This is a genomic window from Bacillus sp. FSL R5-0286, from assembly GCF_038593245.1.
Taxonomy (GTDB): domain Bacteria; phylum Bacillota; class Bacilli; order Bacillales; family Bacillaceae; genus Bacillus; species Bacillus altitudinis.
Genome location: NZ_CP151977.1, coordinates 306,394 through 322,126 on the forward strand (window position 1 = coordinate 306,394; position 15,733 = coordinate 322,126).

Genomic DNA, 15,733 nt, shown 5'->3' on the forward strand with positions numbered 1-15,733 from the left:
GTCTACAAGCTGAAACCCCCGGGAACCGGGGGTTTTTCTTTAGTTCTTGATGAACTTTTCAACCAATGAGCTTGTTTTGTAGTCGTTCAAATCAAGTTTCCATTGGTCGATATCGTTTTTCTTCATGTTCACTTCTACTGTTTCTTCAGAAGATGATGGTCCTAATTTTTTAAATTCATCTGGATAGATAGAAAGTAGATATTTCTGTGCATCATCATAAGATGCTGTACGGTTTTTGCTGTAGAATTCAGTTGCTTTTTCTTTTAAACGATCGACAAGCGGGCTTGCATCAATTGGTGTAAGTGTCACAGTCACGACAGCTTTATCACCGCTGATTGATTTTGTTTTCGTTGATACCTTTGATTTTTCAGCTAATGTTTCTTTCACAGCTTTTAGAAGCTTATCAAGGTTTTCGTCTTTTGCTGAGCTAGATGAAATACCAGAAGAAGAAATGTAGCCTTGTTTGAATGATTTATCAAATTCGTTTACGACAGTTGATTTGTTATCACCTGTTAGTTTTTCGAAATCGTCATTTTTCTTACCAAAGATCATGACATCAATATAAGAAGAAAGGGCTTTTGCAGACGCTTGAAGTGTATCTGCCTTTTTCATCAAGTCTTTTCCTTTAATATCGAATTCTAGTGTTTTGTCATCTTTTTTCGATCCAGTACCAGGCTCTGTGTAAACCAATTGATAGTCTTTTTCTTTATCAACCACAAAGAAAAGTCCACCTTTTGATACTTTACCTGCATTTAGAGAGCTTGAAGATAATACTTCGTTGTAGTCATCAGGAGAGATGGTAGACACCTGAGCGTCATCTTGGTAAAGCGTAAAGTTGCTTTTATCCACATTCAATGGTTCTTTGCTGATGTTTTTTACAGATACATTCACTTTTAGGACATATTGATCATCCTGAACAGATGTATCGTATTGAGGTGGTAAAGTGTACTCAGCACTTTCTACTTTTACTTCAGCTGCATCAAGAGATTTTTTTGTATCGCTTTCTTTCGCAGCAGTTTTGTCTTTTCCACCACTACAAGCAGCAGCGACAACAGTTACACACAAAATCAGAAGAAACAGGGATAATTTCTTTTTAAACATGAGATGTTTTCCTCCTCGGGTTTTATGGTGAAATTCATTGGAAAGCTTTAGTTCATATCGTTCTTTTTGCACAAAAAGAAAAATACTGTATGTTTTTTACTGTAGAATGAAGCGAAAGTACTGTCAATACCTCAGTGCGTTCGAAAGGTTCATCCACTTCAAGTAGTAAAAATGACACTATGTTGAGAGGAGAAATGTGTATTTTATTGTTTGAAATCTCCTGTAAAAACTCAACATTTTATATTTTAAGGTTTTGAGTCGGATTATTGAATAGGTTCAAATGACTGTTTTTGAAGAAGATGTAGCAAATAGAAGGATTTTTATGACTTGTAAACGAGTCGTTAGTAATGAATATTTTTTCCTGTGATGTGTATGATCACTAGGTTTGTGTGTTGTTGACATAGAGACACTTGTCCAGCGAAATGTTGAGGTATTTAGACAGGCTCTCGACACGGAATGTGTCTTTTCCCTTCAAAATGGCAGTCATCTACACAGAAACCCTACATAAAATAAAAGAGAAATGAATGGGAGGTGGATGTATGGCAGTGGTAAGAGCGACAAGCTCTGATATTGATTTAATGGCCAGACTGCTGAGAGCCGAAGCGGAAGGTGAAGGGAAACAAGGGATGCTGCTTGTAGGAAATGTAGGCATCAATCGTTTGCGTGCCAACTGTTCTGACTTTAAAGGGCTGCGTACGATTCCACAAATGATTTATCAGGAGCATGCGTTTGAGGCAGTCACGCATGGCTATTTTTATCAGCGAGCACGAGAAAGTGAAAAGACACTTGCACGGAGGAACATTAATGGTGAACGATTTTGGCCTGCGAAATTCAGTCTTTGGTATTTCAAACCGCCTGGAAATTGTCCATCCACTTGGTACAATCAGCCGTTTGTGGCAAGATATAAGTCACATTGCTTTTACCAGCCCACAGCTGAAACTTGCGAGAATGTTTATAACACCTTTTAGCTTGATGAACAGCACAATCCTTTGTATTCAAGAGGATTGTGTTTTTCTTTTTTTCAAAATGGGTAACCATTGTGTATCAACAAGATGAAGCACGTGATTGGAGGAAATGAAGATGTATCAAGATTTAAAAGGGAAAACAGCCATTGTGACAGGTTCTTCTAAAGGGATTGGACAAGCCATCGCCTTGAGGTTTGGACAAGAACAAATGAACGTGGTTGTGAATTATAAAGGTGATGAAGAGGGTGCTGAAGAAACAGTACAAGCCATTCAACAGCATGGAGGTAGGGCGGTGAAAGTACACGCAGATGTCTCCAAAGAGGAAGGGATTCAGGCGTTAATGGATGCCGCGCTGGAGAATTTTAACGCACTAGATGTGTTCGTCAATAATTCGGGATTTAATGGTGAAGAAGCAATGCCGCATGAAATGACGTTGGAACAATGGCAAAAGGTCATTGATGTGAATATCACAGGCTCATTTTTAGGAGCAAAGGCAGCGATTGCCTATATGATGGAGCATGATGTGAAAGGATCAATCTTGAATATATCCAGTGTCCATCAAGAGATCCCGCGTCCGTTCAATGTTCATTACTCTACTTCTAAAGGAGGAATGAATATGATGACGAAGACGCTGGCTCTTGATTATGCCGAAGCGGGTATTCGGGTCAATGCGATTGCACCAGGTACGATAGCAACGGAATCAAATGACGACCTTCAAGATGAACAAAAAAAACAAAAGCAGCTTGAGAAAATTCCAATGAGAACGTTTGGTGATCCGAAGGAGATTGGATCCGCCGCTGCATTTCTCGTATCGAAAGAAGCTGCCTATATTACAGGTACTACATTATTTGTTGATGGAGGAATGACACTTTATCCATCTCAATTAAATGATGAATAATAGAAAAACATCCGCCCCATTAGCCGGCGGATGTTTTTTCTTTGTAGCGGTGTGCTGACTTTGCTGGTTTGCCGAGCAGCATAGGATACTTGCTCAAGAAAGAGATACATGGCACCATGAGCAGCAATGTACCGATCGTATAAAAGAGCGTCCAAGAAAGCTGCGTTGTATCAGAGATATTGATGCCTAGTCCGTAATAAACAAATGCCTTCATGATATCGATACCGGCAAATTGCAGGACGAGAATCACAATGGAATGACGTCCGAGATACGTCAATATCGTGGACGTTTTCAATTTGAAGCTTAAATAAATAACAGCAGCTGAACCGAGCAGTGCACAAGCATAAAAAATGAATAGATCCCCATAGTCATTGACCCGCATATCAATTCGTGAATTAAAGCTTTGCATATATGCAGTCAGTACAAGCAGACCTGTACATAACAGAAGGGTAGGGTCTGTTTTTAATTCCACAAACCATTGTTTTGCTAAAAATCCGATTGAATAAAACACAACAGCCGTTAACGCAACGTTGGCATTCCAAGGGAGACTCTGGTTTAACAATAGCGTGGAAGCATATCCGGCTCCGCCGCAAAGGACGGTCAGTAAAATCAATACAGCTGGTTTTCCTTTTGTCAGACGATGCATCAAGAAAAACAACATTTCCACTAAAAAGAGCGTCGTTAAAAACCAGATGGCTGGGTTATGCGTCAGTCTTGCTTCATCGGCATTTGAAATGAAAATTCCCGTAAATGGAACGAAGGGATCAATATCTGTTTGCCCCTTAAAGGCGAAAAATCGGGTCACCGTGAACCAGAAAACGTACGTAATAATGGAGAAATAGAGATAAGGTAAGAGCAAGCTTTTCGCTTTTTTCTGTATAAATGACATAGCAGGTTGTGAGGATGATCGAAACATCATACCTGATAGTAAAAAGAAGAGTGGCATATGAAAAGAATATATAAATTGCTTGAATGAATCAGGAATGGGTACATGTGCCATAACGACGAGCAGAATGCCGATTCCTTTAGCCGCATCCACCCAGTCGAGTCGCTTATTCAAGGCCAGTCATCTCCTTCCTTCTCAGCATTGTAAACCGTTACTTCATATGTACCTCTACTATATAAAAGGTACACCTACCATGCGTTTACAGTTCGCTAACGATTAGAAGACACATTTGCGATCAGATGACAGAAGGAAGCGTTTTGACATCTCGATGTTACATTTCCCATTTTTTATGACAATGTAAAAAAAGAAGCCAATGTAAGATTGGCTTCAAAATAGTTCTGCGATTCGTTCAAAGGAACGCTGTTTTTCCATTGGATCAAATGAATTGTTTAATATCATGATCTCGTCCGTTTGATAGCGGTCCATTAAGATTTGTAGCTGTTCTTTCACTGTTTGCTTTGAGCCAACAATCATTCGCTGGCGGTTTTGTAACACTTTTTTCTTTTCTTGCTCAGTGTAATGATAGTTCTCTGCTTCTTCTATAGAAGGAATGCGGCTGTCCAGCCCTTTTTCAACCCGAAGTAGCCATAAATCTGTACTGGTGGCAATGCGGCTTGCTTCCTCGTCTGTGTCTGCGCAGATCACAAAGACAGCAAACATAGACTGAGGCTGACGTGAGAAAACGGATGGAGAAAAGTGTGACCGATACGCTTCAAAAGCTTGCCTGCCTCGTGCAGGATGAATAAAATGTCCGAAAATATAGTTGATTCCAAGTGATGCCGCCTGGATGGCACTGTTTTCCCCGAGTCCAAGCAACCAGACTGGCGGATAAGAATCAACGAGCGGAGCCGCTTTCACTCCTGCATGCCGATGACCAGAAGGCAGGCTGTCAGATAAGTAAAAAAGAAGGTCCTCCAGCTGGCGGTCAAATTGAGATAGTTCTTTCTTCACGCCGTCTGTCAAAGCAAGTCTCGTCCGTTCAATTCCGCCTGGGGATTTACCAACCCCGATCTCAATCCGCCCAGGGTAAAGGGCTTCAAGCTGGCGGGTGACTTCTGCTACTTTAAAAGGGCTGTACTGCGGGAGTAAAATCCCCCCAGAGCCTGTACGCAAAGTCGATGTGTGTGAAGCAATATGTGCCATTAATATTTCAGGCGCTGTACTCGCGAGTCCTCTCGTGCTGTGGTGTTCAGCAAACCAATACCTCTCATACCCCAGTGTTTCCGCAAGCTTGGCCAGCTCTGTCGTATGAACCAATGTTTCTTGTGCGGATTGGTCTTTAGGGATGGCGACTTGATCTAATATATGAAGTGATGGCATCATCAACACCCTTTCATCAATACGTTGAATTCTATCCATAAGTATAAAGAAAGTCATGAACGGAAGGAAATGAAAGGGTTTATCACAGCTATGTACATGAATTTTCTATATCAACATATGAAGTGGATGCGCGCCCTGTTTTTAAGCGAGAGGCTGTGTAACGGGAACATTCGACAATGTTTCACATGAAACACTTCTTTTACGACATGAATCATTTTTGTCATGGATCTTTCTTTAAAAAAATATCATCATATTGAAACCTCTTTTATACATAGATCGTATATACTAGTAAATAGAAAAAAGAGTAAGAGGCTCCAATGTCATTTCATGAATTTTGTCGAATTTTCATGTATGATGATTTTAATAGGGTCCATCGCTTAATAAATAGATTTTTATTATGCTGGAGGAGTGATTGATTTGGCGATTACATTAGAAAAAGGTCAACGTATTGATTTAACAAAAGGAAAAGCAGGACTAACCAATATTCTAGTTGGACTTGGCTGGGACCCTGTGTCACAAGGCGGCGGTTTTCTTGGAAAGCTGTTTGGCGGCGGAGGCGGCGCTGATATTGATTGTGACGCTTCAGTGCTGATGCTGAAAAATGATAAGTTTGTTGAAAATAAAGATTTGATTTACTTTGGTAACTTGAAAAGCAAATGCGGTAGTGTTGAGCATACAGGTGACAACCTAACAGGTGAAGGAGACGGAGATGATGAACAAGTCCTCGTCAACTTAAGCAAGGTGCCAGGCAATGTGAATAAATTGGTGTTCGTTGTGAACATTTATGATGCACTTAGAAGAAACCAACACTTTGGTATGATTCAAAATGCTTACATCCGAATTGTTGACCGTTCAAACAATCAAGAATTAGTGAAATATAATTTGAAAGATGAATATGCAGGTAAAACATCATTAATCGTTGGAGAGCTTTATCGCCACGAGAATGAGTGGAAGTTTGTAGCTGTAGGAAATGGTACAAACGATGCGAAGCTTGCCGATATTACGAGAAACTACATTTAATTAGAAGGGAGAGGTTCCTAGTGGGAATTTCTTTAGCGAAAGGTCAAAAAATTGATTTAACAAAAACGAATCCAGGTTTAACAAAAGTAGTCGTAGGTCTTGGCTGGGATGTAAACAAGTATGATGGCGGACATGACTTTGATCTAGACGCAAGCGTATTCCTTTTAGATGCAGCAGGGAAAGCAAACTCTCCATCTGACTTTGTCTTCTACAATCAAACAACTGGCGGTGGCGGAAGTATCGTACATACAGGCGATAACCGTACAGGTGAAGGAGACGGAGATGACGAGCAGGTCAATGTTGATCTTTCAACTGTACCAGCAAGTATTGAGAAAATCTCCTTCGTCATTACAATCCATGATGCAGAAGCACGCAGCCAAAACTTTGGACAGGTGTCTAACGCTTACGTCCGCATTTTAAATGCGGCATCAAATGAAGAGCTCATTCGCTATGATTTGGCAGAAGACTTTTCAATTGAAACAGCGATTATTGTAGGTGAATTATACCGTCATGGCGGAGAGTGGAAATTCTCAGCTGTTGGATCAGGCTATCAAGGCGGACTTGCCCGCATTGCAACAGACTTCGGCTTAGATATCGGGTAACGCCCGTTTTCATATTTTCAGGAGATAGGAGAGATACGAATATGGCGATTCAGCTTTCAAAAGGACAACGTGTCGATTTAACGAAAACCAACCCAGGGCTGACAAAAGTGATGATCGGACTTGGCTGGGATACGAATAAATATTCAGGCGGAGCCGAATTTGATTTGGACGCTTCGGCTTTCTTAGTAGATGCAAACAATCGTTGTCAACAAGATACAGACTTTGTGTTCTATAATAATCTGCAGCATCCAAGTGGCAGTGTCACTCACACCGGTGATAACCGTACGGGTGAAGGAGATGGAGATGACGAGCAAATTCTCGTTGATTTCTCGAAAATTCCTGCTAACATTGATCGTATCGGAATTACAGTTACGATTCATGATGCAGAGGCACGCAGCCAGAATTTTGGACAAGTCTCTAATGCATTTGTTCGTGTTGTAAATGAAGAGGGCGGGGAAGAATTGATTCGTTTTGATTTAGGCGAGGACTTCTCAATTGAAACAGCTGTCGTTGTATGCGAACTATATAGACACGGCAGCGATTGGAAGTTTAACGCAATCGGAAGCGGATTCTCTGGCGGACTTGCAGCTCTTTGTCAAAATTATGGGTTAGAAGTGTAAAGAGAAGAAACAACTTCATTCAAGAGGCGCTGCCAATGACTCATATGAGGGTATTTTCCAAAGTGAGAAAGAAACAGCGATCAAGAATAACAGCAGGCGAAAGCCTGCTGATGCTTCTACACTTATAGGAGGAAAACCAGTTGGACATTTTGAAACATATGTTGGACACGTATGCCTCGTTTTTTGATTGGCATATGTGGGCAGAGGTATTAACAGACCCTGTCTCTTGGGGGCTTATTGGGACCCTTGTCGTGCTTGAAGGTTTGTTGTCAGCGGATAACGCACTTGTATTAGCTGTTATGGTGAAACATTTACCTGAAAAGCAGCGTAAAAAGGCATTAACCTACGGATTAATTGGCGCTTATTTCTTCCGTTTTCTATTTATTGGCGTAGGGATGCTGCTTATTAAGTTTTGGTGGATTAAGGTACTAGGCGCTGCATACTTAGCTTGGCTGGTCATTAAGCACTTCTGGTTAGGTGACGGAGATGACGAAGCGAAGGAATTGAAAAAAGAAGGCTGGATGATTCGGGTATTTGGCGTCTTCTGGGCAACTGTTATTTCTGTAGAAATTATGGACCTTGCCTTCTCGGTAGACAGTATTCTTGCTGCATTCGCTGTATCTGAGGAAGTATGGATTCTTCTTTTAGGTGGAATGCTTGGAATTCTCATGATGCGTACAGTGGCACAATTATTCCTTGTGCTCATCGACCGTATACCAGAGCTTGAGAATACGGCATTTATTCTCATTGGAATTATTGCCATCAAAATGGGCTTAAGTGCTGCTCATATTGAAATCCCGCATCTTGCATTCTTTGCGATTATTATCCTAGCGTTTATCGGAACGTTTATTGTTCATAAAATCAATAAGAAGAAGCATCAAGGTGTAACAAACGAAGCTGCGGCTTCAAAAGAAGAATAGGACGATCAAAAAGGAATGGAGTTGACTAGCGGCTCCATCCTTTTTTGAATCATCAAGTCATTACAACAGGAGGTGGCACTGCATGCGATATTTTCGTTTTTTATCAGAGACGAGGCAGCACGATATTTTTTTTAAGCGGCCGGCGGCAGTTCATTCATTGACGCCAAGGCATGTACTTGCGCATGCATTAGGTGCTACTTTGTATATGCCTGCGACAAGACAGGATGTAGCAGACATGCTGCTTTCGCAGAAATATGAAGCGCTTTGCTCTGTTGTGTTTTGCTTGGAGGACGCCATTGGTGATCAGGAAGTGGACATGGCTGAACAGAATATAGTGGCACAATTGACCTGCCTTTCTGAGACAATTCATCACTCTCCAGAAATAGCTGAGCATTTGCCGCTTTTATTTATTCGGGTTCGTTCGCCCAAACAGTTGCTCAAAATGGCAGATTTGCTCGGTCCCTCTCTTCATTTACTGACTGGTTTTGTGTTTCCAAAGTGCTCCGTTCACAATGCAAAGGAATATGTGGACAGTTTGAAACAGGCTTCAGCACAAACTCAGAAAACACTATACGGAATGCCCATTTTAGAAACACCAGATTTATTAGAAAAAGAAACGAGATATCAGGTGTTGTCTGAATTAAAGCAGATCATGCTGAATGATGAGGAATATATTTTGAATATTCGCATTGGGGCAACGGATCTGTGTGGATTATACGGCATTCGCCGTGATCGCGAGACCACCATTTATGAGATCAGAGTCATTGCTGAGTTGATCACAGATATCATCAATTATTTTGGTCGTTCTTTTGTGATATCAGGAGCTGTATGGGAGCATTTTGGACCGGCACGAAAAGAACAAAATCCATTCATCCGTGCAATTTCTAAGAGCGGTGAATCTTCCTCATCTGAACTCGATCATATGCAAGGTCTGCTCAAAGAGACAAGGCTGGATGTGGTAAATGGTATTCATGGCAAGACAGTCATCCATCCAACACATCTCAAGCCAGTTCAAAGCATGTACGTTGTCACAAAGGAAGAGTACATGGATGCATTAAGTATTTTAGAACATGCAGATGGTACAGTCGGTGTGATGAAGAGTACCTTCTCTAATAAAATGAACGAAACGAAGCCGCACTATCGCTGGGCGGAAAACATTTTAATGAAGTCAGACATTTACGGGGTGTTTCATGAAAATAGAAGCTATATCGACATACTCACAGAATCAGAAGCCGCATACGCTGAACATCTTGGAACATATGGAGGTGGAGCTTAACCTCAAAGAGGGTACGCTTCAGCTTGAAAAAGAACATCTTTTTGACATGGCGGCACGGGTGAACAAAAAGAGAGCCTTTTTATTTGTTAGTAAGGTGCTCGGGAAACATATGCCTGTTCACCCGTTGAAACCACTCCTCGTCTCAGGTCTTTTGGCAATGGCTTATGCAAAAGAACAAACAGGCAAGACGCCCCCGCATCAAGACGATATAGTAGATGCACTAAAAACGAATGATCATGTTAAGTTAACCGAAGCCTATGCTGTGCTCAAAAAAGAGAAGCTTTCTGCGGTAAACGAGCCGATTGTGATCGGCTTTGCTGAAACGGCAACTGCGCTTGGTCATGGTGTGTATGACGTCATAGAAGGAGCATCTTACATTCATACGACACGTGAACAGCTGTTGGATCTTGATCCTTCACTCGTATTTGAAGAGGAACATTCTCATGCGACAGATCAGCTTTGCTACGCAGACGACGCCTTACTTCGGACGGATCGCCCGATTGTGCTAGTAGATGATGAGGTCACGACAGGCCGGACAAATATGAATATCATTCGGGATCTGCACGCAAAGCACCCTAGATCCTCTTATACGATTCTATCCATTTTAGATTGGAGAACAGAGGAGCACGAGGAAGCAATGCTTCAGCTTCAAGAGGAGCTAGGTATAAATATCACATCATTATCTTTATTAAAAGGGCAGATGATGTTTCGGGGGACAACGCTGGATGAGCCTGCTTATTCGTATGAAATTGCTGCGCAAGAGAAAAGACCTGAACTCTCTTTTCATTCTCTTCAATCATTCTTTAAGCAAGTGCCATATTCACTTTCCCATGCAGTCAATCCGGCAGGGCATTCGCCGTATATCCATGAAACAGGTCGTTTCGGTTTAAGCGCAGCGGACACGGACGCCATTGATCAAGCAGCTGCTGAGGCTGGGCTGAAGCTTCAGCGAAAACGAAAAGGAAAACAGACACTCTGCTTAGGAACAGGAGAATTGATGTATGTGCCGATGAGACTTGCAGCTCATATGGGCGAAGGTGTCCTTTTTCATTCGACGACAAGAAGTCCGATTCATCCGGTTGAAAAGGAAGGGTACGCCGTTCAAAACGGATTCGCATTTTTGAGTCCGGAGGATGCCCGCATTCAGCACTATGTGTACAATATCCCTAAAGATCAGTACGATGATGTCTTTTTGTTTTTTGAGAAAAAGGTGTCTCAAGAAGCTTTGATGCCGCTGATCCACTTATTTGCTGAGCGGCATGTGAAGCATGTGCATATTGTGACTTTATCAGATGAGGTGAAGGTGAATGGCTAACGTGTATACAAAGATGGGAAGCTATCCAGAGCAGGACGTAACCTTCTTACTCAAGGATTTATCGTCGATTGAGATGGAGAAAAGTACTGAGGAGCGGGAGCGCTCTATTCAGAGCGGTGCCCATTACTCAGAAATGCTGCCAATTGAATATAAGCCGACGGCATCTTATATGGACTTATTCTATCAATCTCTTGAAGAAAGTAAGCAAAAGGTAGCGGAAGCCGTAGCGGTTGTCGCAGAACAAATTGTGAAAAAGCGAGGTTTTCAAACCGTTCTGTGCAGCTTGGCACGGGCTGGGACACCAATCGGGGTGCTCATTAAACGGTATATCAGAAAGACGTATGGTCTCGATTTGCCGCATTATAGCATCTCTATTATTCGTGACCGCGGAATAGATGAAAATGCGCTACATTATATACTCAAAGAACATCCAGGTTTTGAGATTGCCTTTATTGACGGTTGGACTGGAAAGGGTGCTATTTCCAAAGAGCTTCAAAAAGCGGTGCTTGATTTTGAACAGAAATATGGAATTCGTCTTTCGAGTGAGCTAGCTGTGCTTGCTGATCCTGGTTATTGTACGAGTGTTTACGGAACGAGAGAGGATTTCCTCATTCCAAGTGCCTGCTTGAATTCAACCGTCTCTGGCCTAGTTAGTCGAACGGTGCTAAACAACCGCTGGATCCATGCCGATGATTTCCATGGGGCCAAGTATTATGAAGAGCTCATTGATGAGGATGTCTCTAATCTGTACGTGAATACAATTGAAGAAGCATTTTCTGAACTTAAGGCAAATATACAAGAGAAAGCAGAGACCCTGCTCGCACAAGGAACGCCTCCTGACTGGCGGGGGATGACCTCCATTGAAGCTATTGGTCAGGAGTTCCAGATTGACAATACGCATTTGATTAAGCCGGGTGTCGGTGAGACGACCCGTGTGTTGCTCAGAAGAGTCCCTTGGAAAATACTTATTCAGCCTGGATCTCGGGAAAAGCTCAAGCACATTTTACTACTCGCAGAGGACAGAGGCGTGCCCGTCGTTGAATATGCCAACATGTCCTACACATGCTGCGGACTCATCCGCCCGATGGAGCAATCGTCATGAAGAATATCGCATTTGCCAGTGATTTAGACCGGACACTGATATACTCACATCGAATGCTTGAGCAGTATGCATACAAGGGAGCATACGAATTAATTGAGGTGCTGGACGACCGGCCGCTTTCCTACATGTCTATTGAAACGAAAGCATCCTTACAGGCAATTCATCAAGCAGGCTGGTTTATCCCAGTGACGACAAGAACGACAGCACAATTTGAACGAATCACTCTCTTTCAGCAAGAGATCAAACCAGAGTATGCCGTCACGACAAACGGCGGCTGTATCCTTCATCACGGCAAGCCACTTGAGGAGTGGCAGGCGATTGTAGATGAGAGACTGCAAGAGTGTATGCCGGTGAGAGATATGCTGCGGGCGATCTCTGAACTTCCGGTTGCCGCTTGGGTGAAACGTACTCGAACAGCTGAGGGAAGATTTCTTTATTTAATTATGAAAGACGAGTTTCTTTCTCATATTCCGCTCGCTGAATTAAGGCTGTGGGGTGAGGAGAGAGGCTGGCAAGTTTCCCTTCAGGGTCGAAAGCTGTATTTTATTCCAAAGCCGCTCAATAAGTGGGCTGCTGTTGCTTTTCTAAAAGAAAGGCTACACCTTGAATATGTATATGGTGCGGGCGACTCCTTGTTAGATGCTGATCTCATACGTCAAGCGGATAAAGGCTTCGCTCCGAGTCATGGGGAAGTCTTAGATGTTGATCTATCGCTTGAACCGACGACAGCCTCTGGCATGGCGGCGGCAGACGAAATCGCCGCTTCTGTCGCAAAGAAGATGAACACAGCAAAAAAGCCTTCGATTCGATAGCAGAAGTAGAAGGCTGAATGATATGATAGTAGTAGCTTTCGAGAAAATATAGGAGAAAGGAAGGAGCGGCGTGAGCTATAAAGAAATCAACGTAACCCAGACACGGGCGAAACAGGAAGCCTGGAAAAACCTGCTGAAAAAGCCGCTCCCTGAACGAGACGGCTACGTCAAGGACGAGCACACCTTATCCTTGCCGCGTCTCGCCGCCCGTGTCCTTGGAACTCCGCATGATGCAACCGATTATTTTATTTATTTGCATGAATTATACGAAACTGACGGCATGCATATTTTAAGTGAAACCCTCAACCGGCATATTGAGCCGGAGCACTTTCAAGCGCTCCAGCGGATTCATATGATCAATCAGGAAGAAAAGGGATTGTCCGTGAATCGATTTGTGGCTTTCTTAGACGGTGAACAGCTCATTGTCCGTCATCCAAACCCAGTGATGAACCGGCATATCCGCCTTTCGTTAATCCAGGTGTTTGAACATTTCAAGCAGCTGCATGAAGGGGGATTCCAGCATCCTGATTTCCGCCGTGTGTTGCTAGATGTGGTGAAGTTTTCAAATAATCATCTAGGACCATGGCTGAAGGAAGGCAATATGGAAGAAAAAATGCCAGCTGTCATTTGGTATGGAGAGGCGAATAAAAGTCAGCTTTATTTTCTTTACTATGTCATGCTGATTGGCTGTGATGTGGTGCTGTTTCATCCAGAAGGCAAGGATCAATTTCGTGAATTAGATCCAGAAGAAAAGCTGACTTTTATTGATCAGTATCCAGGGACGTCAAAGCTTGAACCGTTCCCTACTGAAAAGCCTGAGAGGAAATCAACGGTGGCGTACCGTTCGACAAGAGAGCTTGAAGAGGTACTTCACACAGAAGATTCCATGCTATATAAGCCATGGCAATTCAGAGATCATACCCCTCATTCTATTACGCTAAAGACAACGTATGATGAGCTGTTTTTAATTGCAAAGGAACGGTCGTTTATCCGCCCGAATTTCAAAGCAGACCGTGACACCATACAGATTCCGAATCTTTTTGCGAAGATGATGGGGGTGACGAGAGACAAGCGAGAATATTGGGACCGTATCCATACGCTAATGGAGGGGAAAGAAACGAAAACGATCCGTCATTTCCCTTTCACACAAGAAGTGTCTTCGAATTATCAATTTCATTATCAGCATGCACTCTCTAAAGCAGGAGAGGTTGACCCTGGTTTGTTAATGAAAAGCAATGTGTGGCAGTTCTCGCATTTATATGAGGGCACGCAGCGTGCGATCGCAGAGGCCATTTCTCGAATTTGTCAGCATCCGAAGCTGTTAAAAGAAGGTCATGAGACCGAATTAGATGTGCGTATTTATTTATTCAAGCAGCTTTTGCATATGAACCAAGATGTAATTGAACTCATTCAAACCTTTGATTATGCCCAGACTGTACCGAAAGTGATTTTATACCATACGGAATATAATGGTGAGCTGACTCGTTCTGATGCGGCTGCCCTGATTTTCCTAAATGAAATGGGTGTGGATCTCTTCGTCTATCATCCCGCCGGCTATCAGTGTATAGAGCGGTATATAGACGATCAATTATTTGATACACATTGGCTTGATGAAATGGTCATGAACCAAGAGTTTAAAGAGCCGTCCATTGTGAGAAAGTTATTTCAATCCATTAAAAACCGATAAGGAGATCAAAGCTTATGACAAATACAAACGGAAATGACATCATTTCAATTGATAAAGAGGAAATCACGATTGAAAAGGCAGACGATATTCGCGTTCAGCTGCGCAATGAACCAGAAGTCCAAAACATTGCGAGACAGATTGATGCCAAAAATCAGCTTGAACTGCTTGAATACGGAAAACAGCCGGCTGTCGAAATCTCTAAGTTTTCTGACCGTATCCTCTCTATGATGCGTTCAACAAGTGTCACAGACTCTGGAACGATGCTTACACAGCTTGGAAAGATCATGGATCGTTTTGATAAAAATGATTTTGACGAGCCTAAGGGCGGTTTGTTATCAAAAATCTTTAAACGCGGTGGCAGCATGATCGAGAAGATTTTCAGCAAATATCAAACGCTCGGTGCAGAAATTGAAAAAATCAATGTGGAAATCAGTAAATACAAAGATGAAATGACCAAATCGACGGTTACGCTTGAAGAAATGTATGAGCATAACATTCAATACTATATGGAGCTTGAAAAGTATGTCGTCGCAGGGCAAATGAAGATCGAAGAATTAAAACAATTGGTTCCTTCTTATGAAGAAAAAGCGGCGGGGGGAAACCAGCTGGCACAAATGGAGCTAGATACGCTTCGTAATGGGATTCAAGCGCTTGAGGAACGTGTATATGATCTTGATATGGCACGGATGGTGGCACTTCAAACGGCACCACAAATCCGTTTGCTGCAGCGTGGTAATACGAAATTAATCGGGAAAATTAACTCTGCCTTCATCATTACGATTCCAATTTTCAAAAATGGAATCATTCAAGCGGTAACAGCGAAGAGACAAAAGCTTGTGGCTGATTCCATGAGTGAGCTGGACAGAAGAACGAATGAAATGCTGAAACGAAATGCTGAAAATATCTCAAGTCAAAGTGTTGAGATTGCTAAATTATCAGGTCGTCCAAGCATCGACATTGAAACGATCGAATCATCCTTTAATACGATTGTACAAGGGATGAAAGAGACGAAGCAGATTGAAGAAGAAAACAAACGATTACGTGAGGACGGAACAAAACGTATGCTTGAACTTCAAGATAATATTAAGAGAGCTGCCCTAGAGTCCTAAAAAAACAGGCTGTCTGTAACGAAAGTTGCAGGCAGTTTTT

15 protein-coding genes are annotated in these 15,733 nt (G+C 42.4%); 12 read left to right on the top strand and 3 right to left on the bottom strand.

What is annotated here, in order from left to right; translation table 11 throughout:
• Positions 1-39: 39 nt before the first annotated feature.
• The gene (locus tag NST24_RS01655) at positions 40-1,101 is read right to left on the bottom strand and encodes a DUF4352 domain-containing protein (RefSeq protein ID WP_024719008.1); all 1,062 of its coding nucleotides are present in this window, start codon (positions 1,099-1,101) and stop codon (positions 40-42) included.
• Between the two features lie 539 nt (positions 1,102-1,640).
• Here NST24_RS01655 and NST24_RS01660 point away from each other — a divergent pair.
• Together NST24_RS01660 and NST24_RS01665 are read left to right on the top strand one after the other, a co-directional pair.
• Complete coding sequence (locus NST24_RS01660; RefSeq protein WP_008342138.1) at positions 1,641-2,069, top strand: cell wall hydrolase; 429 nt, start codon at positions 1,641-1,643, stop codon at positions 2,067-2,069.
• Positions 2,070-2,181: 112 nt separating this feature from the next.
• Positions 2,182-2,964 carry a glucose 1-dehydrogenase gene (locus tag NST24_RS01665; RefSeq protein ID WP_342462216.1) on the top strand — a complete coding sequence of 261 codons (783 nt, stop codon included), beginning with the start codon at positions 2,182-2,184 and terminating at the stop codon, positions 2,962-2,964.
• 19 nt (positions 2,965-2,983) lie between these two features.
• Here NST24_RS01665 and NST24_RS01670 read toward each other — a convergent pair whose 3' ends face one another.
• Positions 2,984-4,024, bottom strand: a complete 1,041-nt coding sequence (locus NST24_RS01670) for an acyltransferase family protein (RefSeq protein ID WP_017366554.1) — start codon at positions 4,022-4,024, stop codon at positions 2,984-2,986.
• Between the two features lie 213 nt (positions 4,025-4,237).
• Positions 4,238-5,230, bottom strand: a complete 993-nt coding sequence (locus NST24_RS01675) for an LLM class flavin-dependent oxidoreductase (protein ID WP_342462217.1) — start codon at positions 5,228-5,230, stop codon at positions 4,238-4,240.
• A gap of 417 nt (positions 5,231-5,647) precedes the next feature.
• On the opposite strand from NST24_RS01675, the gene NST24_RS01680 reads away from it, so the two are divergent.
• The 10 genes from NST24_RS01680 (at position 5,648) to NST24_RS01725 (ending at position 15,693) form a co-directional block, all read left to right on the top strand.
• Positions 5,648-6,250: a TerD family protein gene (locus tag NST24_RS01680; RefSeq protein ID WP_008342134.1), complete on the top strand. Its 603-nt coding sequence runs from the start codon at positions 5,648-5,650 to the stop codon at positions 6,248-6,250.
• 20 nt (positions 6,251-6,270) lie between these two features.
• Positions 6,271-6,852 carry a TerD family protein gene (locus NST24_RS01685; RefSeq protein ID WP_008342133.1) on the top strand — a complete coding sequence of 194 codons (582 nt, stop codon included), beginning with the start codon at positions 6,271-6,273 and terminating at the stop codon, positions 6,850-6,852.
• Positions 6,853-6,893: 41 nt separating this feature from the next.
• Entirely contained in the window at positions 6,894-7,472 is a 579-nt protein-coding gene (locus NST24_RS01690; protein WP_007498343.1) for a TerD family protein, read from the top strand.
• 140 nt (positions 7,473-7,612) lie between these two features.
• Entirely contained in the window at positions 7,613-8,392 is a 780-nt protein-coding gene (locus NST24_RS01695) for a TerC family protein (RefSeq protein WP_008342130.1), read from the top strand.
• Positions 8,393-8,474: 82 nt separating this feature from the next.
• Positions 8,475-9,668, top strand: coding sequence for an HpcH/HpaI aldolase/citrate lyase family protein (locus NST24_RS01700; RefSeq protein WP_282746507.1), 1,194 nt, complete (start codon positions 8,475-8,477; stop codon positions 9,666-9,668).
• A complete protein-coding gene (locus tag NST24_RS01705; RefSeq protein WP_342462622.1) occupies positions 9,652-10,983 on the top strand; it encodes a phosphoribosyltransferase family protein in 1,332 nt (443 codons plus the stop codon). The genes NST24_RS01700 and NST24_RS01705 overlap by 17 nt, the downstream gene beginning before the upstream one ends.
• Positions 10,976-12,085 carry a cysteine protease StiP family protein gene (locus tag NST24_RS01710; RefSeq protein ID WP_284564859.1) on the top strand — a complete coding sequence of 370 codons (1,110 nt, stop codon included), beginning with the start codon at positions 10,976-10,978 and terminating at the stop codon, positions 12,083-12,085. The genes NST24_RS01705 and NST24_RS01710 overlap by 8 nt, the downstream gene beginning before the upstream one ends.
• Positions 12,082-12,897: an HAD family hydrolase gene (locus NST24_RS01715; protein ID WP_034647502.1), complete on the top strand. Its 816-nt coding sequence runs from the start codon at positions 12,082-12,084 to the stop codon at positions 12,895-12,897. The genes NST24_RS01710 and NST24_RS01715 overlap by 4 nt, the downstream gene beginning before the upstream one ends.
• A gap of 70 nt (positions 12,898-12,967) precedes the next feature.
• Entirely contained in the window at positions 12,968-14,584 is a 1,617-nt protein-coding gene (locus NST24_RS01720) for a YceG family protein (protein WP_039166379.1), read from the top strand.
• 14 nt (positions 14,585-14,598) lie between these two features.
• Complete coding sequence (locus tag NST24_RS01725; protein ID WP_024719000.1) at positions 14,599-15,693, top strand: toxic anion resistance protein; 1,095 nt, start codon at positions 14,599-14,601, stop codon at positions 15,691-15,693.
• Positions 15,694-15,733 lie beyond the last annotated feature (40 nt).

Coding starts and splice junctions, on each gene's coding strand:
- NST24_RS01665 (WP_342462216.1), top strand. CDS start 2,182: ATGTATCAAGATTTAAAAGGGAAAACAGCCATTGTGACAGGTTCTTCT.
- NST24_RS01690 (WP_007498343.1), top strand. CDS start 6,894: ATGGCGATTCAGCTTTCAAAAGGACAACGTGTCGATTTAACGAAAACC.
- NST24_RS01725 (WP_024719000.1), top strand. CDS start 14,599: ATGACAAATACAAACGGAAATGACATCATTTCAATTGATAAAGAGGAA.
- NST24_RS01655 (WP_024719008.1), bottom strand. CDS start 1,101: ATGTTTAAAAAGAAATTATCCCTGTTTCTTCTGATTTTGTGTGTAACT.
- NST24_RS01700 (WP_282746507.1), top strand. CDS start 8,475: ATGCGATATTTTCGTTTTTTATCAGAGACGAGGCAGCACGATATTTTT.
- NST24_RS01675 (WP_342462217.1), bottom strand. CDS start 5,230: ATGCCATCACTTCATATATTAGATCAAGTCGCCATCCCTAAAGACCAA.
- NST24_RS01710 (WP_284564859.1), top strand. CDS start 10,976: ATGGCTAACGTGTATACAAAGATGGGAAGCTATCCAGAGCAGGACGTA.
- NST24_RS01660 (WP_008342138.1), top strand. CDS start 1,641: ATGGCAGTGGTAAGAGCGACAAGCTCTGATATTGATTTAATGGCCAGA.
- NST24_RS01705 (WP_342462622.1), top strand. CDS start 9,652: ATGGAGGTGGAGCTTAACCTCAAAGAGGGTACGCTTCAGCTTGAAAAA.
- NST24_RS01715 (WP_034647502.1), top strand. CDS start 12,082: ATGAAGAATATCGCATTTGCCAGTGATTTAGACCGGACACTGATATAC.